General features: G+C 38.5%; 28 protein-coding genes and 1 tRNA gene. 22 read left to right on the top strand and 7 right to left on the bottom strand.

Annotated features, from left to right (window positions below; all coding sequences use genetic code 11):
- Nucleotides 1-78 precede the first annotated feature (78 nt).
- The 8 genes from C5L21_RS04435 to C5L21_RS04470 all read left to right on the top strand — a co-directional run bounded on the left by C5L21_RS04435 (nt 79) and on the right by C5L21_RS04470 (nt 8,279).
- Nucleotides 79-1,257 carry an aminotransferase class I/II-fold pyridoxal phosphate-dependent enzyme gene (locus tag C5L21_RS04435; protein WP_004900912.1) on the top strand — a complete coding sequence of 393 codons (1,179 nt, stop codon included), beginning with the start codon at nt 79-81 and terminating at the stop codon, nt 1,255-1,257.
- Nucleotides 1,258-1,272: 15 nt separating this feature from the next.
- On the top strand, nt 1,273-1,788 hold the full coding sequence (locus C5L21_RS04440; protein WP_004900910.1) for a PTS sugar transporter subunit IIA: 516 nt from the start codon (nt 1,273-1,275) through the stop codon (nt 1,786-1,788).
- A complete protein-coding gene (truB, locus tag C5L21_RS04445; RefSeq protein ID WP_004900909.1) occupies nt 1,775-2,683 on the top strand; it encodes a tRNA pseudouridine(55) synthase TruB in 909 nt (302 codons plus the stop codon). Before C5L21_RS04440 ends, truB begins: the two co-directional genes overlap by 14 nt.
- Nucleotides 2,680-3,630, top strand: a complete 951-nt coding sequence (gene ribF, locus C5L21_RS04450; RefSeq protein WP_085699764.1) for a riboflavin biosynthesis protein RibF — start codon at nt 2,680-2,682, stop codon at nt 3,628-3,630. Before truB ends, ribF begins: the two co-directional genes overlap by 4 nt.
- Before the next feature lie 123 nt (nt 3,631-3,753).
- Complete coding sequence (gene hrcA / locus C5L21_RS04455) at nt 3,754-4,782, top strand: heat-inducible transcriptional repressor HrcA (protein ID WP_004900905.1); 1,029 nt, start codon at nt 3,754-3,756, stop codon at nt 4,780-4,782.
- A 17-nt stretch (nt 4,783-4,799) separates the two neighbouring features.
- Nucleotides 4,800-5,369, top strand: a complete 570-nt coding sequence (gene grpE / locus C5L21_RS04460; RefSeq protein WP_004900903.1) for a nucleotide exchange factor GrpE — start codon at nt 4,800-4,802, stop codon at nt 5,367-5,369.
- Nucleotides 5,370-5,454: 85 nt separating this feature from the next.
- Nucleotides 5,455-7,299, top strand: a complete 1,845-nt coding sequence (dnaK, locus tag C5L21_RS04465) for a molecular chaperone DnaK (protein ID WP_085699762.1) — start codon at nt 5,455-5,457, stop codon at nt 7,297-7,299.
- 92 nt (nt 7,300-7,391) lie between these two features.
- Nucleotides 7,392-8,279 carry a DnaJ C-terminal domain-containing protein gene (locus C5L21_RS04470; protein ID WP_004900900.1) on the top strand — a complete coding sequence of 296 codons (888 nt, stop codon included), beginning with the start codon at nt 7,392-7,394 and terminating at the stop codon, nt 8,277-8,279.
- Between the two features lie 49 nt (nt 8,280-8,328).
- Here C5L21_RS04470 and def read toward each other — a convergent pair whose 3' ends face one another.
- Complete coding sequence (gene def / locus C5L21_RS04475; RefSeq protein ID WP_004900898.1) at nt 8,329-8,916, bottom strand: peptide deformylase; 588 nt, start codon at nt 8,914-8,916, stop codon at nt 8,329-8,331.
- A gap of 55 nt (nt 8,917-8,971) precedes the next feature.
- On the opposite strand from def, the gene C5L21_RS04480 reads away from it, so the two are divergent.
- The 4 genes from C5L21_RS04480 to C5L21_RS04495 all read left to right on the top strand — a co-directional run bounded on the left by C5L21_RS04480 (nt 8,972) and on the right by C5L21_RS04495 (nt 12,061).
- Nucleotides 8,972-9,244 (top strand): UPF0223 family protein, encoded by a 273-nt coding sequence (locus C5L21_RS04480; RefSeq protein ID WP_004900895.1) that lies wholly within the window; start codon nt 8,972-8,974, stop codon nt 9,242-9,244.
- Nucleotides 9,241-10,029: an inositol monophosphatase family protein gene (locus C5L21_RS04485; protein ID WP_133286090.1), complete on the top strand. Its 789-nt coding sequence runs from the start codon at nt 9,241-9,243 to the stop codon at nt 10,027-10,029. Before C5L21_RS04480 ends, C5L21_RS04485 begins: the two co-directional genes overlap by 4 nt.
- 64 nt (nt 10,030-10,093) lie before the next feature.
- Nucleotides 10,094-11,932: a translational GTPase TypA gene (gene typA / locus C5L21_RS04490; RefSeq protein ID WP_004900891.1), complete on the top strand. Its 1,839-nt coding sequence runs from the start codon at nt 10,094-10,096 to the stop codon at nt 11,930-11,932.
- 40 nt (nt 11,933-11,972) lie between these two features.
- Nucleotides 11,973-12,061: transfer RNA gene (locus C5L21_RS04495), tRNA-Ser, on the top strand.
- Nucleotides 12,062-12,202: 141 nt separating this feature from the next.
- On the opposite strand, the gene C5L21_RS04500 is transcribed toward C5L21_RS04495, so the two are convergent.
- The 5 genes from C5L21_RS04500 to C5L21_RS04515 all read right to left on the bottom strand — a co-directional run bounded on the left by C5L21_RS04500 (nt 12,203) and on the right by C5L21_RS04515 (nt 15,764).
- Entirely contained in the window at nt 12,203-13,270 is a 1,068-nt protein-coding gene (locus tag C5L21_RS04500; protein ID WP_133286091.1) for a site-specific integrase, read from the bottom strand.
- Between the two features lie 462 nt (nt 13,271-13,732).
- Nucleotides 13,733-13,906 (bottom strand): hypothetical protein, encoded by a 174-nt coding sequence (locus C5L21_RS09430; protein WP_170167809.1) that lies wholly within the window; start codon nt 13,904-13,906, stop codon nt 13,733-13,735.
- A 67-nt stretch (nt 13,907-13,973) separates the two neighbouring features.
- Nucleotides 13,974-14,312 carry a YjgN family protein gene (locus C5L21_RS04505; protein ID WP_133286092.1) on the bottom strand — a complete coding sequence of 113 codons (339 nt, stop codon included), beginning with the start codon at nt 14,310-14,312 and terminating at the stop codon, nt 13,974-13,976.
- 66 nt (nt 14,313-14,378) lie between these two features.
- Nucleotides 14,379-15,038, bottom strand: coding sequence for an SHOCT domain-containing protein (locus C5L21_RS04510; RefSeq protein ID WP_133286093.1), 660 nt, complete (start codon nt 15,036-15,038; stop codon nt 14,379-14,381).
- Nucleotides 15,039-15,077: 39 nt separating this feature from the next.
- On the bottom strand, nt 15,078-15,764 hold the full coding sequence (locus C5L21_RS04515) for a LexA family transcriptional regulator (RefSeq protein ID WP_133286094.1): 687 nt from the start codon (nt 15,762-15,764) through the stop codon (nt 15,078-15,080).
- 171 nt (nt 15,765-15,935) lie between these two features.
- Here C5L21_RS04515 and C5L21_RS04520 point away from each other — a divergent pair, with 171 nt between their 5' ends.
- The 6 genes from C5L21_RS04520 (at nt 15,936) to C5L21_RS09435 (ending at nt 17,846) form a co-directional block, all read left to right on the top strand.
- A complete protein-coding gene (locus C5L21_RS04520) occupies nt 15,936-16,178 on the top strand; it encodes a helix-turn-helix domain-containing protein (protein ID WP_133286095.1) in 243 nt (80 codons plus the stop codon).
- 17 nt (nt 16,179-16,195) lie between these two features.
- On the top strand, nt 16,196-16,990 hold the full coding sequence (locus C5L21_RS04525) for a phage antirepressor KilAC domain-containing protein (RefSeq protein WP_133286096.1): 795 nt from the start codon (nt 16,196-16,198) through the stop codon (nt 16,988-16,990).
- 10 nt (nt 16,991-17,000) lie between these two features.
- The gene (locus C5L21_RS04530) at nt 17,001-17,198 is read left to right on the top strand and encodes a hypothetical protein (RefSeq protein WP_133286097.1); all 198 of its coding nucleotides are present in this window, start codon (nt 17,001-17,003) and stop codon (nt 17,196-17,198) included.
- Between the two features lie 94 nt (nt 17,199-17,292).
- A complete protein-coding gene (locus tag C5L21_RS04535; protein ID WP_133286098.1) occupies nt 17,293-17,490 on the top strand; it encodes a hypothetical protein in 198 nt (65 codons plus the stop codon).
- On the top strand, nt 17,483-17,680 hold the full coding sequence (locus C5L21_RS04540) for a helix-turn-helix domain-containing protein (protein WP_133286099.1): 198 nt from the start codon (nt 17,483-17,485) through the stop codon (nt 17,678-17,680). Before C5L21_RS04535 ends, C5L21_RS04540 begins: the two co-directional genes overlap by 8 nt.
- Nucleotides 17,670-17,846: a hypothetical protein gene (locus C5L21_RS09435; protein ID WP_170167810.1), complete on the top strand. Its 177-nt coding sequence runs from the start codon at nt 17,670-17,672 to the stop codon at nt 17,844-17,846. Before C5L21_RS04540 ends, C5L21_RS09435 begins: the two co-directional genes overlap by 11 nt.
- A gap of 141 nt (nt 17,847-17,987) precedes the next feature.
- On the opposite strand, the gene C5L21_RS04545 is transcribed toward C5L21_RS09435, so the two are convergent.
- Nucleotides 17,988-18,218, bottom strand: a complete 231-nt coding sequence (locus C5L21_RS04545) for a hypothetical protein (protein ID WP_133286100.1) — start codon at nt 18,216-18,218, stop codon at nt 17,988-17,990.
- A gap of 125 nt (nt 18,219-18,343) precedes the next feature.
- Between C5L21_RS04545 and C5L21_RS04550 the strand changes: the two genes are divergently transcribed.
- From C5L21_RS04550 to C5L21_RS04565, 4 genes are all read left to right on the top strand, one after another.
- Nucleotides 18,344-18,556, top strand: a complete 213-nt coding sequence (locus C5L21_RS04550; protein WP_133286101.1) for a helix-turn-helix domain-containing protein — start codon at nt 18,344-18,346, stop codon at nt 18,554-18,556.
- Complete coding sequence (locus C5L21_RS04555) at nt 18,556-19,320, top strand: conserved phage C-terminal domain-containing protein (RefSeq protein ID WP_241652871.1); 765 nt, start codon at nt 18,556-18,558, stop codon at nt 19,318-19,320. The genes C5L21_RS04550 and C5L21_RS04555 overlap by 1 nt, the downstream gene beginning before the upstream one ends.
- Nucleotides 19,321-19,323: 3 nt before the next feature.
- Nucleotides 19,324-19,590, top strand: a complete 267-nt coding sequence (locus tag C5L21_RS04560) for a hypothetical protein (protein WP_133286102.1) — start codon at nt 19,324-19,326, stop codon at nt 19,588-19,590.
- Nucleotides 19,591-19,667: 77 nt separating this feature from the next.
- Nucleotides 19,668-20,267, top strand: a complete 600-nt coding sequence (locus tag C5L21_RS04565; RefSeq protein WP_133286103.1) for a DUF1351 domain-containing protein — start codon at nt 19,668-19,670, stop codon at nt 20,265-20,267.
- Nucleotides 20,268-20,270: the final 3 nt, after the last annotated feature.

Raw genomic sequence — 20,270 nt, forward strand, 5'->3', positions numbered from 1 at the left:
AACGCTACCCATTTAGAGGTAGCGTTTTTGTGTTAAAATAGAATTACGTTAATTTGACTATAAATAAGGAACGCTAACATGACTAATTTAGAGCAATCACTCAATCCAACGATTACGGCAATGGCGCCCGATAAATTATTGAATTTTCAAAAAACAGTGCGAGATATTCCAGGTGTTTTAAAATTGACATTTGGCGAACCAGGATTTGATGTTGATGAGCGAATCAAAGCTGCTGCTACTGAAGCCATTAATAATAATCGATCTCATTATGCTGAAAGTCAAGGCGAACAGTCCCTGCGCGCCGAGGCTGTTAGATATTTCAATGAAACTTATCATTTGAATTATCAGGATGAAGATAATGTGATTGTGACGTTAGGCGTTAGCGAGGGCATCAATGTTGTTTTGCATACTTTGCTGGCACCTGGTGATGGTCTGTTGGTGCCTGAACCTGCTTATGGGCCATACTTCACGTCGCTCGCATTGGCTTATGGCCAAAAAATTGCAATTGACACGACAGCACATCGTTTTAAGCTGACACCAGAAATGGTTGATGAAGCCGTAGAAAAGGCTACGGTTCCAGTACGCGCCATATTGATGAATTATCCGACGAATCCAACAGGAGTAACTTACTCTCGTGAAGAGGTTATGGCATTGGCAGCTACCTTTAAAAAGCATCATATTTGGGTGATTTCTGATGAAATTTATGCTGTATTGACTTATGACCAAGCGCATGTTTCATTTGCAGAAATCATACCTGAGCAGACGATTTATATTAACGGCCTATCTAAGTCACATGCTATGACAGGGTATCGTGTCGGTTTCATTTTGGCTTCAAAGCAGATGATTTTAGAGATGCAAAAAGTTCACGGGGCCTTGACTTTTGCTATCCCAACTTTTATTCAAGATGCAGCTGTGGTGGCCTTGCGCGATGTCAAGGATACACCTTTGTTGATGAGAGCAGCTTATAAGGCCAGACGAGATCGCATTTTACCACAGTTAAAGGCACTTGGTTTTGATGTGGTGACACCAGAAGGGGCTTTTTATATTTTTGCCAAGTTGCCAGTAGATTTGGGAGATGATGGTGATGCATTTGCCTTAAACCTTGCCCGCGAGGGAAAGGTGGCAGTAATCCCTGGTTCTGGCTTTAGCGAGTCAGCAAAAGCATTTATCCGTATATCTTACGCTGCTTCGGATGAAGATTTAGATGAAGGCATGAAAAGAATCACAGCGTATGTGAAGCGTTTACGTGAAAAATAAAGTGAGGGGTAGTTTATGAGTTGGTGGCAAAATTTATTTAATCAAAACAACAGACATCAGAGAGTTAGAACCACTGGGCAAATGAATGCAACACATATTGCACGTAAGTCAGAATTGCCGGTTGTTGTTGCACCGGTAACAGGTCAATTGCAACAAATCGCCAGTGATAAGGACCAAATCAATAGCCATAATGGTTTTATGATGGTGCCAAATGGCAACAGTATCATGTCACCAGTTTCTGGTATTGTGGTTTCTTCAGATGCACAAACTGTTACGATACAAAGCGTTCATCATGAACAAGTAACAGTAAAATTGCAAACAAATGATACCACAATCTCCCATTTGGCAACTTATGGCACAGGACAACAACTACATGCCGGTGATTTGATTGGTACAACACACGCGACAAATCCAGAAGTGCATATCTATGTGTTGTTCGAAGAAACAATTGTCCCACACGTCAACTATGGGGCTGTTTATGCTGGACAAAATGTTTGGCAAAATCAGGAGAGCACCGATGTTAGCCAATGACCAAGTAGATGGTGTTATTGTCATCAATAAGCCAAGAGGTGTGACCTCATTTGATGTTGTGGCAAAAGTTAGACGTGCTATTGGTCAAAAAAAAGTTGGTCATGCTGGCACGCTTGATCCAGATGTGTCAGGCGTTTTAGTTGTTGCCTTAGGTAAAGCGACTAAACTTATTGATGAGTTACAGTCACGTCCTAAGCGTTATGTTGGTGATATTACCTTGGGCTTTGCAACAGAGACTGAGGATTTAAGTGGTGAAATCATTTCTGAAAAGGCAATTACTGTGCCGTATAGTGATCAACAGATTGATGAAGCTATTCAGTCACTGAACGGGTCGATTCAACAAGTTCCACCAATGTATTCGGCTGTTAAGGTGGCCGGAAAAAGGCTTTACGAATATGCTAGAGCCGGGGAAACTGTAACTCGTCCAATTCGAGAAGCTCATATTTATGATTTTCACCGTACATCATTAGTGAACTATGTTCATCAGCAACAAAAATTTGACTTTGAGGCGACAGTTTCAAAGGGAACTTATATTAGAACACTAGCAGTTGATACTGGTCGTCAATTAGGCATGCCAGCAACCATGACACGTTTAGAACGCGTGATGGGTAGCGGGATGACGTTGTCGCAAGCCATTGAGTTAAACGATGTGATGACTTGGCCACGTACAGCAATTTTAGAAAAAGTAATTCCTATTTCTAAGTTATTGAATTGGCCAATAAAGCCTTTGACGGATGATGAATGGTTTGCCGTTAAAAATGGGCAGGTTATCACACAGTGGCCTGCCGATGATAATTATTTGCAATTAACATATCAGGATGAAGTGAAAGCAGTTTACGCTTATAATCAAAATACTGGTGAATGGCGTTCACGTTATGTTTTCAATAATAAATGACAATGATTAAAACAACAACATTACATTATCCAATTCAAAATTTCAAACAGCCGGTACGCCAAGTTGTCGCTATGGGTTTTTTTGATGGCGTACACCTAGGCCATCAAGCTGTCATTAAGCGAGCTAAGGCTGAAGCAGATGCTTTAGGTGTACCGCTAGCAGTATTGACTTATGATCCACATCCAAGTGTCGCATTCAAAGCATTAACCGAACCATTAAAATACTTAACAGTGGTAAAGCAGAAAGCGCAATTACTTGAAACATTAGGTGTTTCGGAAATGTACAAGATGCAGTTTACTTCTCAACTAGCGGGTTTATCACCACAGGTATTTGTTGATGAGGTGTTGATGCAGTTAAATCCAGTAGCAGTTGTGGCTGGTTTTGACCATTTATATGGTAGTGATAAAAATCAGGCTAATATGGCTAACTTAGCAATTTATGCCAAAGCGCGTTTTGACGTCATTATTGTGCCGGAGTTTGATGATTTAGGCTTAAAAATAGGTTCTTCCAAGATTCGTTCTGCGCTATGTGTTGGTGACATGCAAACAGTTAATCGCCAATTGGGGCGCATTTATCATACAACGGGCATTGTTGTTCATGGTGAAGCCCGAGGCCGAGAACTAGGCTTTCCTACGGCAAATGTTTTAACGCCTGAGCTAGAGTGGTTACCTGGAATTGGTATCTACGCTGTCAAGATTAGCATTGCTGGTCAATGGCATATTGGTATGGCAAGCATTGGTCGAAATGTTACTTTCGGCGACAATCGTCCGATAACAGTCGAAATAAATATTTTAGATTTTAACCAAGCAATTTATGGTGAAGATGTCATTGTGGCATGGCATCATCATTTACGAGGCGAAGTTAAATTTAATCAGGTTGATGATTTAATTACACAACTTGAAAAAGATAAAGTGGCAACGCGCACCTATTTTGAAACACTTGATTGATATCAAGTGTTTTTTAGCACTCTGATAAAAAGAGTGCTAAAAAGGTTGCTTTTTTTTGAGAAAGGTGTATTATTATAGATGTTAGCAGTAAGAAGTGTTGAGTGCTAAAGTGGAGGTGATGGTATGCTAACAGATAGGCAAAAATTAATCCTAAGTGCCATCATTTATGAATATACACAAACAGCACGAGCTGTTGGCTCTAAAAGTTTGCAAGAACAGCTCAATATTAAAGTAAGTTCGGCAACCATTCGTAATGAAATGGCCGCATTAGAATCTGCATCATTAATTAAGAAATTACATACTTCGGCTGGTCGTGTACCGTCGCGCGCAGGTTATCGTTACTATTTAGATCATTTAATGGCTAATCATAGCGTGACTGAACATGACGTTAATATGGTAATACAGTCGTTTCGTGGTAATTTTCATGAAATAGATGATTTATTAGATGAGTCAGCACGCACGTTATCAGAGTTTACAGGTGCAACTGCCATTATATTGAAGCCACAGCGTCACGACATTAAAGTATCAGGGTTCCGCTTAGTGCCCCTCGAGAACCAACAATTGATTGCTGTACTAGTTACAAGCGATGGTAAAGTGACAAGTCAAACCTTTAAATTACCTCGCGAACTAGCAATATCATCTCTAGATAGCATGGTCAAGTATATTAATGATCAGATGACTGGTCGGCCAGTCTTAGAAGTGTTGCAAATGATGCAATCTGATGAATTGCCAACGCAAATGAGTCGTGTCATTAAGACGCCAGGCGCATTCTTACAATTATTTGGGGATGTTCTCTCACGTTCAGTTGGTGATCAAGTTCATATTGGTGGTCGCTTGAATGTACTGAATTTTGATGAATCTCTCAATAATAAAGCTGATTTAAAGCGATTATTAGAATTCCTTGAATCAGCCAAAGATATCAGAAACGTTGCTCAGACGCTGGGCTCACACACGGTTGTTAAAATATCACAAGAAATTCATGAACCACTGTTAAAGTCATTTAGTTTAATTACACGTGGCTTTACAATACCTAATCAAGGAGATGGTGTGATTGCATTACTCGGACCAATCCGTATGCCATATGCGAGAAATATCTTACTAATTGATGCTTATGGCGAAGCGTTAACGCAAAAAATGATTGAATATACATAATTTAGGAGGGCACTTACGTGAAAGAGCAACAAAAGGAAACAGAGCAAAATATTGAAGAAATCAATGACGAAACTGTTACTGAACAAATTGAGGCAGATGTAGATACTTTGGAAAAAGAAGCAGAGGTTGACCCACAACAAGTTGAGATTGAGCAACTTCAAAGTGACGTTAAAGAACTTGAAGACAAATTGTTACGTGCACAGGCAGAGATTCAAAATATTCAGCAACGTCATGCACGTGAACTTCAAACTGTTCGTAAATATGATGGTCAAAAATTGGCAGGTGCCGTATTACCAGCTGTTGATAACTTGGAACGTGCGCTTCAGGTTGAATCTGAAGATGCAGTGACCCAACAAATTAAAACTGGTGTCGAAATGACATTAGGAACATTAGTGCAAGCATTACGGGACAATGGTATATCTGCTACAGGTGAAGTAGGTGAAACTTTTGATCCAACAAAGCATCAGGCAATTCAAAGTGTGGCATCAGACGATGTTGCCTCAGATCAAATCGCTACGGTACTTCAAAAAGGGTATATGATTCAGGATCGTGTCCTTCGTCCAGCTATGGTAGCTGTTGCAAAGTAACGTAAATATATTTATATGGTGATTCAGCTTGACGCACTACACCTTAAAAAGCAAATGCATTTTAATAGTAAAGGAAGAAAAATTCATGTCAAAAATTATCGGTATTGATTTAGGAACTACGAACTCAGCCGTCGCTGTATTAGAAGGTGGCGAACCAAAAATTATTACAAATCCAGACGGTGGTCGCACAACACCATCTGTTGTATCATTTAAAAACGGTGAAAGCCAAGTTGGTGATGTGGCTAAGCGTCAAGCTATTACAAACCCAGACACAATTATTTCAATTAAGTCACATATGGGTGAGGCTGGTTACAAAGTTACCGCTGATGGTAAGGATTATACGCCACAAGAAATTTCAGCAATGATTTTGCAATATATCAAGGGATATGCTGAAGATTACTTAGGTGAAAAGGTTGAAAAGGCTGTTATCACAGTACCTGCTTACTTTAATGATGCACAGCGTCAAGCAACCAAGGATGCCGGTAAGATTGCTGGCTTGGAAGTTGAACGTATTATTAACGAACCAACAGCGGCAGCTTTGGCCTATGGTTTGGACAAGCTAGACAAGGATGAAAAGATTCTTGTTTATGATTTGGGTGGTGGTACATTTGATGTGTCTATCCTAGAATTGGGGGATGGTGTCTTCGAAGTTTTGTCAACAAATGGTGACACTCACCTTGGTGGTGATGACTTTGATAACAAGATCATTGATTACTTAGCTGCTCAATTTAAGGCAGACAATGGCATTGACTTGAAGGATGATAAGCTTGCATTACAACGTTTGAAGGATGCCGCTGAATCAGCAAAGAAGACATTGTCTTCAGCTAACGAAGCACAAATCGATTTGCCATTTATTGCTTCTGGTGATCAAGGACCATTGCATTTGCAAACATCTTTGTCACGTGCAAAGTTTAATGAGTTGACTGCTGATTTGATTAAAAAGGCAGAACAACCAGTTCTGAACGCTTTGAAGGATGCTGGTCTGTCATTCTCAGACATTGATGAAGTGATTTTGAACGGTGGTTCAACGCGTATCCCTGCTGTGCAAGAATCAGTTAAGAAGTTAACAGGTAAGGAACCAAACCATTCAATTAACCCTGATGAAGCTGTTGCTCTTGGTGCAGCCGTTCAAGGTGGTGTTATTACTGGTGATGTTAAGGATGTTGTATTGCTAGATGTCACACCACTATCATTGGGTATTGAAACAATGGGTGGTGTCTTCACGAAATTGATTGATCGTAACACAACAATCCCTACATCAAAGTCACAAGTCTTTTCAACAGCTGCTGATAATCAACCCGCTGTAGATATCCATGTCCTACAAGGTGAACGTTCAATGGCCGCTGATAACAAGACTTTGGGCCGTTTCCAATTGTCAGATATTCCTGCTGCTAAGCGTGGTGTACCACAAATTGAAGTCACATTTGACATTGACCGTAACGGTATTGTGTCAGTATCAGCTAAAGACTTGGGTACACAAAAGGAACAAAAGATTACAATCCAAGCTGCTGGTGGTCTCTCTGAAGAAGAAATCGAGCAGATGATGAATGATGCTAAGGCTAATGAAGAAGCCGATGCAAAGAAGAAAGAAGCTGTTGATACACGTAACGAAGCTGACCAATTGATTTTCTCAACTGAAGCAACGCTTGAAGAAGCTGGCGACAAGTTGAGTGATGATGATAAGAAGGCGACACAAGAGGCTTTGGAAGCTTTGAAGCAGGCTAAGGAAGATGCAGCAGCTGAAGACGCTGATTTGACAGACTTAAAGGCTAAGACAGAAGCATTGGCTAAGGCTGCTCAAGAATTGGCCATGAAGCTTTATCAACAAGCTGCACCAAAAGAAGGCGCAGAAGGTGAAGCTAAGCCAAAGGATGACAAGACAGTCGATGGCGATTTTGAAGAAGTTGATCCTTCAAAAAAGAAAGATTAATTAATCGCGTTGTTTAATATATAGTTAGCACAAAACAAACCGCATTCTGATGGATGCGGTTTGTGTACATAATGTGGAAAAGGAGCAGATCATTGAATAACACAGAATACTATGATCGTCTTGGTGTTGATAAAAATGCCAGTCAAGATGATATTAAAAAAGCCTATCGTAAATTATCTAAAAAATATCATCCTGATATTAACCATGAACCAGGGGCTGAAGAAAAATATAAAGAAATTCAAGAAGCTTTTGAAACCTTAGGGGATGAGCAAAAGCGTGCGCAATATGATCAATTCGGTCCAGCTGGTGCAGGACAGGGTGGTTTTGGTGGTTACCAACAGCAAGGTGGCTTTGGCGACTTTTCCGACTTGGGGGATATCTTCAGCCAAATGTTTGGCGGTGGTTTTGACCCTAACAGACCTCGCAAAGGACAAGATTTACAATACCGTATGCACTTAAGCTTTGAAGAAGCGGTATTTGGTAAAGAAGAAGTTATTAAATTTAATCGTGGTGATGGGCCGCATGAAATCAAAGTGACGGTGCCAGCAGGTGTTGAAACTGGGCAACAGATGCGGTTAGCAGGCCAGGGTGAAGAGGGGATGAATGGCGGCCCACGTGGTGACTTGTTCGTTGTCTTCCAAGTGTCGGCTTCTAAAGACGGCTTTGAACGTGACGGTGCTGATATCTATCTTGAACACAAAATTAGCTTTGTCAGCGCTGCTCTTGGTGATGAAATACAAGTTAAGTCAGTACATGGGGATGTGAATTTAAAAATTCCTGCAGGCACACAAACGGGCACACGTTTCCGTTTGCGTGGTAAAGGAGCGCCACGTTTACGCGGTACAGGAAATGGTGATCAATATGTCATTGTGAAAATTGATGTACCAACAAAGCTAAACCGTGACCAAAAGAAAGCTTTGGAATCTTTTCAAGAAGCAACTGATGGCACAAAAAGAAAAAGTTTTTTCGACAAGTTATAAGTTGTTTGCATGATAAAAAACACATCCTTTTAAAAGGATGTGTTTTTTATTAATCGATATATTTGACATCGTCATCAACTTGCCATGGCGCATCTAGATTGATATGGTCATAGTAGAGGTGACCATGTAAATGATCAATTTCATGTTGAAAGACAATTGCTGGATAATCGCGTAATTTTAAAGTCTTTGTGGCGCCAGTTTCATCTTGATAGCGCACAGTGATACGATTAGCACGTGGCACAAAACCTGGTACATCTTCATCAACGGATAGGCAACCTTCACCCACATTCAAAGCACTACGCTTAACAGATTCAGAAATAATAACTGGGTTGAAAATTGTCCCTTTGAAGTATGGTTTGTCATCTTGCTCATCCTGTTCATGTGTCTCAAGTGCAGGAATAAGAATTGATGTCATTTGGAGCGAGTAGCCAACTTGTGGTGCTGCTAACCCAACGCCGGGTCGTAAACCGTATTTTTCGTTTTCTTCTTCATCTTGCGAAACAACGAGATAGGTCATCATATCTTGAGCTAACTGTGCATGTTCTTCGCTGAGAGGGAAGGGCACGGCTGTCGACACTTGGCGCAAAACTGGATCACCATCACGTGTGATTTTGTCCATTGTAAAACGTATTGTCATATAAATTCACCTCTTTACTAGTATATCAAAGTGTGCAACATGTTAAAATAGAACTATGAGTGAAAATTATACATTACCAATTGACAGCAATTGGACAATCGATGATATCGTGACGGTCAGCGCTTTCGTTGACAAAGTGCTACAAGTCTATGAAAATGGTGTTTTAAAAGTGACGTTACTGGGACAATATGACAAGTTTCGACAAGTAATCCCATCTAAAAGTGAGCAAAAGCAGTTTGATCGCAATTTTGAGCAGCAGACTGGTTTTAGTATTTATCGCACAATTAAGTTGGCACAAGCCACGACAAAAGACAGGATAAAGGTATGACCTTATTAAGTCAATTTGAAATTCAAGAAATCGATCAGACAGTATTGTTATGGCTCAATGACATCCGACAAAAGACAATTGTGGCAATGCAACAGCGCTTAGATGTCCATGAAAAACGTGATAACCGTGATTTAGTAACCAATGTGGACCAAGATAATGAAAAGTTCATTAATGACAAAATTAGACACTTTGATGCCGAGGCGCATATTGTCAGTGAGGAAGGTTTTGGTGACCACAATCAAGATATGAACGGACGTGTTTGGTTCGTTGATCCGATTGATGGTACGATGAATTTTGTCAAACAAAAAACAGATTTTGCAGTGATGATTGCCCTTTATGAAGATAATCAACCCGTTTTAGGGTGGATTCTTGACGTGATCAATAATGTGGTTTATCATGGCGGCCCTCAAATCGGCGTATTTGCTAACCAATTGCGCCTTAAACCACCGATTGATGATAATTTATCAGAGGGTATCGTGTTATTAAGTGGTGCTAGACTGTTATATGGTATGTTTGGTTATGATAAGATAGCTAAAGCGGCTTTGGGCTACCGTGTCATTGGTGCGGCGGGGCCATCATTTATTCGTGTTATCATGGGGCAAGCAATAGGTTATTCATCTAAAATGATGCCTTGGGATTTTGCGGCAGGACAGGTTTTAGCAAAAACATTAGGATTATCCGTTTCAGATATTGACGGCAAAGCCCTAGATATGTTATCATCTAACATAGTATTAGTGGCTACAAATCGCGCGCATCGTGATATTTTAACGTTGCATCAAAGCTAGGGCACAACAGACCCTAGCTTTTACTATGAGATGAGTAGTATGAAATTAAAGGAGCACTAGAAAATTGGCAAATCGCGAAGATATTCGTAACATCGCTATCATCGCCCACGTCGATCATGGAAAGACGACGTTGGTTAACGAACTTTTGAAGCAATCAGACACATTGGACTCACGCAAGGAATTGGGTGATCGTGCAATGGATACAAACGACATCGAAAAAGAACGTGGTATCACTATCTTGTCAAAGAACACAGCCGTTAAGGTTGGGGACAAGCAAATTAACATTTTGGATACACCCGGGCACGCGGATTTCGGTGGTGAAGTTGAACGTATCATGGGTATGGTTGATGGTGTTTTGTTGGTTGTTGATGCCTTTGAAGGTACAATGCCTCAAACACGTTTCGTTTTGAAGAAAGCCTTTGAACAAAACTTGACACCTATTGTGGTTGTTAACAAAGTAGACCGTCCAGGTGCTCGTCCTGAAGAAGTTGTTGACGAAGTGTTGGACTTGTTCATCGAATTAGGTGCTGATGAAGAAGATTTGGACTTCCCAGTTATTTTTGCCTCAGCTATGAATGGTACATCATCATTGTCTCCTGACGTTGCTGACCAAGAACACACAATGAAGCCAATTTTTGACAAGGTATTTGAAACAATTCCTGCCCCAATTGACAACTCAGATGAACCATTGCAATTCCAAGTGGCTATGTTAGATTATAACGACTTCGTTGGTCGTATTGGTATTGGCCGTGTTAAGCGTGGCACAATTAAAATTGGTGACAACGTTGAAGTGATGAAGTTAGATGGCACAACACAATCATTCCGTGTCACAAAGCTAGCTGGATTTATTGGTTTGGATCAAGTTGATATTACAGAAGCTAAGGCCGGTGATTTGATTGCCGTTTCAGGGATGGAAGACATTTCTGTTGGTGAAACAGTAGCAGATACTGCACACCCTGAAGCATTACCTATTTTGCGTATTGACGAACCAACATTGCAGATGACTTTCCGTCAAAACGATAGCCCATTTGCAGGTAAAGAAGGTAAGTTCGTCACAGCACGTCAAATCGAAGACCGTTTGCGTCGTGAATTGCACACAGATGTGTCATTGCGTGTTGAAGATACTGACCAAGCAGGTGCATGGTTAGTATCAGGACGTGGTGAATTACATTTGTCAATTTTGATTGAAACTATGCGTCGTGAAGGCTTTGAATTACAAGCTTCACGTCCACAAGTTATTTATCGTGATATTGACGGCGTGCAATCAGAACCATATGAATCTGTTCAAATTGATACACCAGATGAATACGCCTCAACAGTTATTGATTCATTGAACCAACGTAAGGGTGAAATGGAAAACATGGAATCTGTTGGTAATGGTCAAACGCGTTTGACTTATATGGCACCTTCACGTGGTTTGATTGGTTACTCAACAGAATTCATGTCAGCAACACGCGGATATGGTATTTTCAACCATACCTATGCTGAATACCGTCCTGTTGTTCGCAACTGGGAGCCAGGTCGTCGTAATGGTGCGCTGGTTTCAATTACTCAAGGAACAACTTCAAACTATGCTATCATGGGTGTTGAAGACCGTGGTCAAATGTTCATTGGCGCTGGTGTTGAAGTCTATGAAGGTATGATTGTTGGTATGAATGCACGTGACAACGATATTTCTGTTAACGTGACAAAGTTGAAGCCACAATCAAACGTCCGTTCATCAAACAAGGATCAAACTGCATCAATCAAGACACCTCGTGTGATGAACTTGGAAGCAAGTTTGGAATTCTTGAACGATGACGAGTACGTTGAAGTAACACCTGAAAACGTTCGTATTCGAAAGGCAATTTTGAATACTGCTGAACGTGAAAAGGCAGCAAAGCGTCGTAAGGCATCAAAGTAATTTATATAACATGAGAACGATATTAATTGTTCTCACTCATGGAGATATGGCACAATCTGGTACTGCAACGGACTCGAAATCCGTCGAGCCGCTTTTGGCGGTGTGCGGGTTCAAATCCCGCTATCTCCTTATCTGCCGTTTTACCAGAATAATTGGTAGGACGGCTTTTATGTATTAAAACGTTGGTATCACTGGGTTTGTTAGGTATTCACAGTTGTTTTTAGATTTCGTCTATTATCAATGTTTTTACAGTTTGGTGCTACAAAAGTGCTACAAATTATTTAGAATTTTCAACGCCTTTTGTGTTTCAATATGGCGCTTCTTATCGAGTAAATGGGCATACACACTTAATGTGATGTTGACGTCTGAATGCCCTAGGCGTTCACTCACGTATTGTATCGAAACATCGTTTGCTAGTAATAGACTAGCGTGTGTATGACGCAATCCGTGGAATGTAATCACCTTATAGCCCTTGTATTTAAGATATCTGGCAATTTGATTATTAGCGGCTGCATTGGTAGGAGGATAGCCATTTAATCCTTCAAAAGCGTATGTGTCGCCAAATACCCATGTTTTTGCAATAGCCATGAATTCGCTTGGCATTTCAATTGTGCGATTTGATGATTTTGTTTTTGTAACTTTAAAGGCACGATCATCTGCTTGCCAGGCCTTATTAATGGATATCGTATTATTTTCAAAATCAAAGTCATCTTTTGTAAGTCCGGCAACCTCGGAATATCTAGCACCGGAATAGGCGGCTGTTAATATCATTTTGCTGGTTGTGGCTGTATTGTTTTCAAGAGCGTGAATTAAATATTCGATTTCGTGAGCTTCCAAAAATTTTAAATTTTTATCTTTACTGTCTTTTGCGGAAAATGTTTTGACATTTCGTGTAAAATCTTTAAAAATAAAGTCCTCATCTACTGCATATTTAACAAAAGCACCAATCATATTTTTGACATGTGATACTGAGGATTGAACATGATCTTTACCATAGTCATTAATCAACCTCTGAAAGTCAGCAGAATTGAGGTCGGATAGTCTTTTGCTTTCCCAATACTTTTTCATAACTGTCAGCGTTGTAATGTACCATGTCTTGCTTCTTGTTTCTAAATGGGGTTCTTTAAAAACGATATACCAATCATAGAACATCTCAGTAATTAAACCGTCTTTTTTAACCAAAATATCATTATTTTTTTGATGTTCAATTTCAACGGCCCACTTGTTGGCTTCTGACTTTGTTGTAAATCCTGATTTAGTCTTTCTTTTTTTGCCTCCGTTTGCGGTAATGAGAACATTAGCAGTCCAAGTTTTACCACGTTTATAAATTGATGCCATAAAAAAAGCCTCCTTTAAAAAGGGGCTTACATCTGTTACAATATAACAGAACGCCCAGTGCGTTTATGTATAATCATTAGCACACCGACTGCCACCCCCGGCTAGGTGTGCTTTTTTTATTTGCTTATTTTCAAGACTTCATTGTCTATTATTTATTACTGCTGAGTCTTTAATCTTATTTTTGATGTATTTTAGTCCATATGAAATATAAAACGGCAATTAAAACTATAGCTGCAAAAGAAAAGTATATAAATATGAAAAACCATTTTAGTTGATAAAACATATATTTATATAAATAATTCATATTTGACACCTTTCCAATACAAAATATTATGTACGCCCGAAAGGGCATGATGAATGTTATTAATCTTCATTATCGTTATCTTTTTTATTCTGTTTTAATTTATACAACGCTGGGATAACCAAAATTAGAATTAAAGCAAAATATTCTATAGGCATTGTTTACTCCTGAATTAAATTCTTTCTATTTTCCCAAATGTATGAAATAACCAAAATAAGCAAACCTAAGTTAGAAGCCATAATGGCGAAAGTAGGATAGTTCAATATCCAAGAACCAAGTGACACAAACATCAAAATTAATGACAGCATTAAAATGTAAACAGTAATCTTTTTCATCTTTAATCCCCAAACTCTTTTAACGTGATTAGTGCACGTATTATATGTACGCCCGAAAGGGCATAAATTAATTAACGAATGAAGTGTTTTTTGCTTTCCAATCTTCAAGTTTGATAAAAACCCAAAATCCGTAAATGCCTAGTGTCACTAGTGTTAAGGCTAGCCATTTAATCCAATTTCCAAAAAGTCCGATTGCGCTGCCACTAAAATACATTCTGTGACCATCAACAACAGTGTGGTTAACTTTCCAACCATAGACCATGACAAGAGCCCAAGGGTATAGAATGCCTAAAGAAAACGCTGTTAATATGAAACCTAGAATAGACCAGCCAATCCATTCAAATAATCCACCATCAAAAAATGAACTTCTACCATACTTCGTTAAAGGTCCAAACTCTACAGGCATATTTGTCTCCTTAAACCTTTTATTGTGGTTGCTTGGCACATATATGTACGCCCAAAGGGGCATTAATTATAAACCTAAGATTTGTCTCTTTTTAGCATCAAAATCTTCTTGTGTGATTATACCTTGGTCTAATAATTCTTTTAAAGCTATTAAATCACTTAAACCATTGTCGGTTCTTTCCTCTTTATATATAGTTTCTTCTACAGTTTCAGTATTGTTATTTATAATACTTTTTAACTTAGAAAACAACTCTTCACTGTACGTGATTTTAAGCAGTGATTGATAAGGTGTATTTTGGATTAAAACAATTTTTCTTTTGATATCTTGAGTTGTGATTGACTGTATTTTATTCTCTTTTTTTGCTGTTAAACCGCCTACAACTGTTCCTACACCAGGCATCAAAATTGTCCCAACAACTGATCTGGTTATGACGCCTTTTCTTTTTCCTACGTTTTTTGTTTGTGTTTTTTCGTTTATTTTTTCATCAATTTTAACTTCTGTAATGTTTTTGTACTCGACATATACATCTTTGAAGTAGCTTTCAGTAGAAACCTTTATGATTTTTAATTCATCATTAAACTTATTTATACCAATTCGTCCGCTGGCTACAAATTTTGATTTCAACTCTATTTGATAGTTATCGTACTTCTTTTTATTTTCCTTTTCTTTAGAAGCTTTTTCCTGTGATAGTTGCATTTCCTTCTTGATTCCATCAAACAATCCCATAATAAATTCTCCTTTAATATATGTACCCGCATAAGCGGTTTATAATACAACGACACCGAATATTGATAGTTCATGCTCATCATTTATAGGCATGTCGTTGTATTTTTTATTTAGCGATACTAAACGGCAACCATTTTCATCACGCATAAACTTTTTAACGTAAGCTTGATGGTCATAATCAGCAATAACGAATTGACCATTGCGAACTTCTTTTGTTTTCTTAACAAATATAATTTGTTTGTCAGCGAATGTTGGTTCCATAGAGTCGCCATTAACGACAACGGCAAAATCATGAATAGGTATTTCACCATCATAATCTACTAACTCAGGCTTATTGTCAGATAAATATTCTCCGTTTCCAGCAGAGACAGCACCATAAACACTGACTTGATTTTTAGTTTTAGAAGGGAACACAAGTATGTTATTTTGTTCGTCTAATTGTTGATGGGCAAACTCAAATACTTTTTTCTTTCTAAGAGTATCAAGCTTATTGTATATAGAACTAATATCGTTATCTTGAGAAATACCTAAAATATATTCAGGTGTTACTCCTAAAACCTTAGCGAACTCATTAACTCGGTTTAATGGAAATTCTCGAGTACCGTTGAAATATCTTGACACAGCAGACTTTGCCATATCAACTCTACGTGCCAATTCACTAATAGAATATCCTCGTTTATCAGTGAGCTCCTTTATTAAGTAAATTATTTCATCGTTGGTACGCATTAATTTTCTCCGTAAAAAGTATTTTCTTTATTATATCATCGTTCCCAAAAGTATACAAATAAAACTCGATAAAGAACAAAAAGAATTTTATTTGAAATAAAACGTTGACAAATGAGAACGAGAGTTGTATATTTATATCGTACCCGAAAGAGAACGAAAGGAGGATGAATTATGAATGTGAATTTAAAACGTCTGAAAGCTGAAAGAATAGCTAACGGTCTAACGCAGGATGAAATGTCATTGCGAATGGGCTGGAAATCAAGAACGCCTTATGCAAAACGCGAGTTGGGATTAGTTCCTATTGGAGCTGATGAGTTAGCGAAGGCAGCTGAGATATTAGGATATGATACAAACTCAGTGGGTATTTTTTTTACTCTAAACGTTCCCAATAAAGAACGAAAGCAGCCAGTATAGAAAGGAAAAGGTACAACATGCAAAATCAAATTAAGGTGTTTGACAACCTAAAAGTCAAAGAAGAAAACGGTCAAGTGCTGTTCGATGCAGAAACGTCAGCGATAGGGCTAGGGATTTCACGTATCGCATCAAGCGGTAACATTTCGGTTCGTTGGGAACGAGTAAATAAATATTTGTTCATACCCACAAGTGGGCATGAAATAAAGCGCGGTGATTTCATCACTGAACCGCAATTCTACAAGTTGGCAATCAAAGCTAATAATGAAACAGCCGAAAAGTTCCAAGACTGGGTCACGTCAGAAGTCCTGCCAGCAATTCGTAAACATGGCGCATACATGACAGACAAGACAATCGAAGATGTCCTAACTAATCCAGACACAATTATTCGATTGGCAACTGATTTGAAAAATGAACGTCAAGCAAAATTAGAGTTGGAACAAGAAAACTCTGTCTTGCTCCAACAGAATAACGAGATGAAACCAAAGGCGGATTATACAGATTTAGTCCTATCAAATAAAGCATTAGTCAACATCACGTTCATTGCCAAAGATTATGGACTGAGTGGACTTGCAATGAACAAACTATTGCATCAACTTGGCGTTCAATACAATCAATCAGGTGTATGGCTACTATATGCAAAACACCAGAAAAAAGGCTGGACACAATCAGAAACTCAAGAAGTTGCTCGCAAAGATGGCACGAAGAAGCTCGTAATGAACACAAAGTGGACACAAAAAGGTCGGTTAGGTTTGTATGAATTGCTTAAAGCAAATGGATACTTACCAGTAATTGAACAAGACCAACCAGCATAAGGAGGAAGTCATGGCAACATTTGATGGTCGCGGATATAACATCGGCGAAATCGTTGATAAGGAGCATTTAAACATCTCAAGGAATACGTTTAATAAACACATTCGAAGGGATAAGACATTTCCTAAACCATATATTAGTACAGGAAATACAGTGATGTATTGGGGAACGCGAATTCAATATTGGTTGGATAAAAAGTCAGGGAGTTAACACATGGAATACGCATCAATTATCGGCATCGTGTTTGTTGTCGTTGCAGCATTCATCGGTGGTGTAGTCGTAGGCGACAGTTTAGGTAAGTGACATGGCAAATAACAACTACCCCAGTGGTATGACGGTAGCAGACTGGCAACATGTAGGTGAATTGCCAACACGTTATGAAACACGCCTAGAGTACCTTAGAAATGAGCGCAGCAAGTCATTAGATAAGATTGACAAAGTGAATGATTACATTCATGAATTGGACGACGAGATACGTCAACTGGAGTTTGGTGATGAATAGGTTACGAGAGTTGAGACTGGAACACAAAGAACGTCAAATTGATCTGTCTGTTGGTGTGGGAATTGATACACAGGATATATCAAGATACGAGCGTGGTGTGACAGTCCCAAGTCTAAAAAGGTTAATCATATTCGCTGATTATTACAACGTCAGCATTGATTATCTAGTTGGGAGGTCAGATGAAGGATAAAGAACTAATTACAGAGTTGCAGAACATGCGTATGCGTATGCGTCTCGGTGTTCTGCGAGACAACATCAGAAGTCGTGATGAAATAGCTGGAGAATATGCAGGCGATGTTATGTCGTTTATGACTAACATCTTGTCACGGATTAGCAAAGAAAAGGTGGATAAATAATGAATAACAAAACAGTCGCAAATCTATATAAAAACTTAGACGAATTGAGTGAATTAATTAGTGACGAATGCGAAAGTGGATATGTCGATAAAGAAAAAATACACACCATAGCCGAAGTGATGAAGTGTATTTCTAAAACTATTAAGAATTTGAAAGACTAATGTAATCAATGTCTTTACTATCCAAGAATAGCGTTTGATGACCTTTGAACGTTAGTGCTCTTAAACTTGTTTTATTTAGCAAAAATGAGTTTTTGAATTCTTCGATACTAACGGTTTGATGCTTAGAAGTAGCAGAACGTAAAACATTAACTTCGGTAACGTCACTTGCACTGATTAACTGTCCAGATGTAGTTCTAATTAATACTTTCAAAATATTTCTCCTTCTGCATAGATTATGAAAATCGTATGCTATCAAATTTGCAAACGCCAGTTCGTAACGACCGAACGTTTGTAACTTAATTATATCTCAAACAAACAATAAAAGGAGGACTAAAGATGGCATTGACAATAGGTGAAAAAATAATTTTAAAACTTGATGAAACTGGTAAAACAGGCTACTGGTTGGCGAAAAAATCAGGTATTTCATTTGGGGCATTGTACCCCATATTAACTAACAAAAGATTAAATCCTACGTTTAGCACAATGGACAAAATAGCTGATGCATTAAATGTCAGTTTAGATGAATTTAGAAGTAAGGAGGTTGATTAGTGGCACAGAGAAGAATGTTCAGCAAAAAAGTAACTGATACCGATACATTTCTAGACATGCCATTGTCTACACAAGCATTGTATTTTCACTTGAATATGCACGCTGATGATGATGGATTTATTGACAATACTAAGACGATTCAACGAATGATCGGCTCAAGTGATGATGATAGAAAGTTGTTAGTTGCTAAGCAATTTATAATACCTTTTGAAAACGGTTTAGTAGTCATAAAAGATTGGCGAGTTCATAACTATATACAAGGAGATAGGTACCACAAAACCCAGTATATCAACGAAAAGAGTCAGCTTGTTGTTGAAGAAAACAATATGTATACAAAACGTGTACAAGAAGTGTCCAACATGGATACGCAGGTAAGGTTAGGTAAGGATAGGTTAGGTAAGGTTAGTAAAGATATATTGTCTGGTTCTGACGAACCCGACCACGTACCTTACAAAGAAATTGTTGATTACTTGAATGAAAAGACAGGTAGCAAGTATCGCAGTAGCGGTTCAAAAACAAAATCATTGATTAAAGCAAGAACTAACGAAGGATTTAGTCTTGATGATTTTAAGACAGTCATTGAAAAGAAAGCAAAAGAGTGGTCAGGCACAACTATGGAAAAGTATTTAAGACCTGAAACTTTGTTTGGAACTAAATTTGAAGGTTATCTGAACGAGAAACAGTCAGCCAATCAAAAGCAGATTGGTTATGGCAAACAGAAACATCAAGGTATAGTCCCTAAGTTTTTGCAAGGTAAGGTTTAGTCAATGGCAAAGATTGAGAAATGGGTCAGCGACTTCGTTAGGACAGCCATAGCTTTAAAAGCATCAGGATTGCGTACAAGCAACGATAACAATTTGTTTGTACAAATAGACACTGAAGAGCTTGGCACTCGTCTAAAAGCAAATGGCGGGCTAAAAGAGATGATCAGTTATGTAGCACAGGCTGATAACTTTTCTATAAGGTCAACATGGGAATCATCTCCGACAGCTATTAAAACCTTGCAAGAAATGAGAGCAGAAAAAAACGCCTAACAGCTGGAACTGTTAAAGCGTAGGTGTATCTGGACTGATAACACTTCAAGAATATCAAGAAATGAGGAATAAGGCAAATGATAAATGAACTAGCACAACCAAAAGTAGACGTAAAAGATGGCCAAATTAATTTCAAAAATGTAGACCAGTTCAAAAGTGACTTTGAACAAATTATTCAAAGAAATAACAACTTTATCGTTACTGATGAAACATTAACTGGATCAAAAAAAGCCAGAGCAGAATTACGTAATGCGGCAAAAGAGTCAGCAGCATGGCGTAGCAAAATCAAGGCAGAACTATTGAAACCGTTTGAAGATGTGGCTGAAATAGCGATCAGCTTTGAAAAGAAAGCTAAATCAGCAGCTGATGCAATCGATTCGGATGTCAAAGTGTTTGATGAAGCTGAAAAGCAGAAACGATTAGACGGCTTAAAAACTTATGTTGATGCTAGAGCAAAAGAACTGGGCATTGAAACGATTACAGAATTTAATGACAAGCATTTAATCAAGGGTAATTTTAACGGTACTAAGCCGAAGCAAAAATTTATCGATGAATTTATCGAACCAGAATTATCACGGTTAGTTTCTGAAAAAGAGTTAAAAATTGCAAACGCTGCAGCTGTAAAAAATTATGCAGAGAGTAAAGGATTTGATCCAGAGGCTACATTCATTCACTAGATT

Source organism: Leuconostoc citreum (assembly GCF_004354555.1).
Lineage (GTDB): Bacteria > Bacillota > Bacilli > Lactobacillales > Lactobacillaceae > Leuconostoc > Leuconostoc citreum.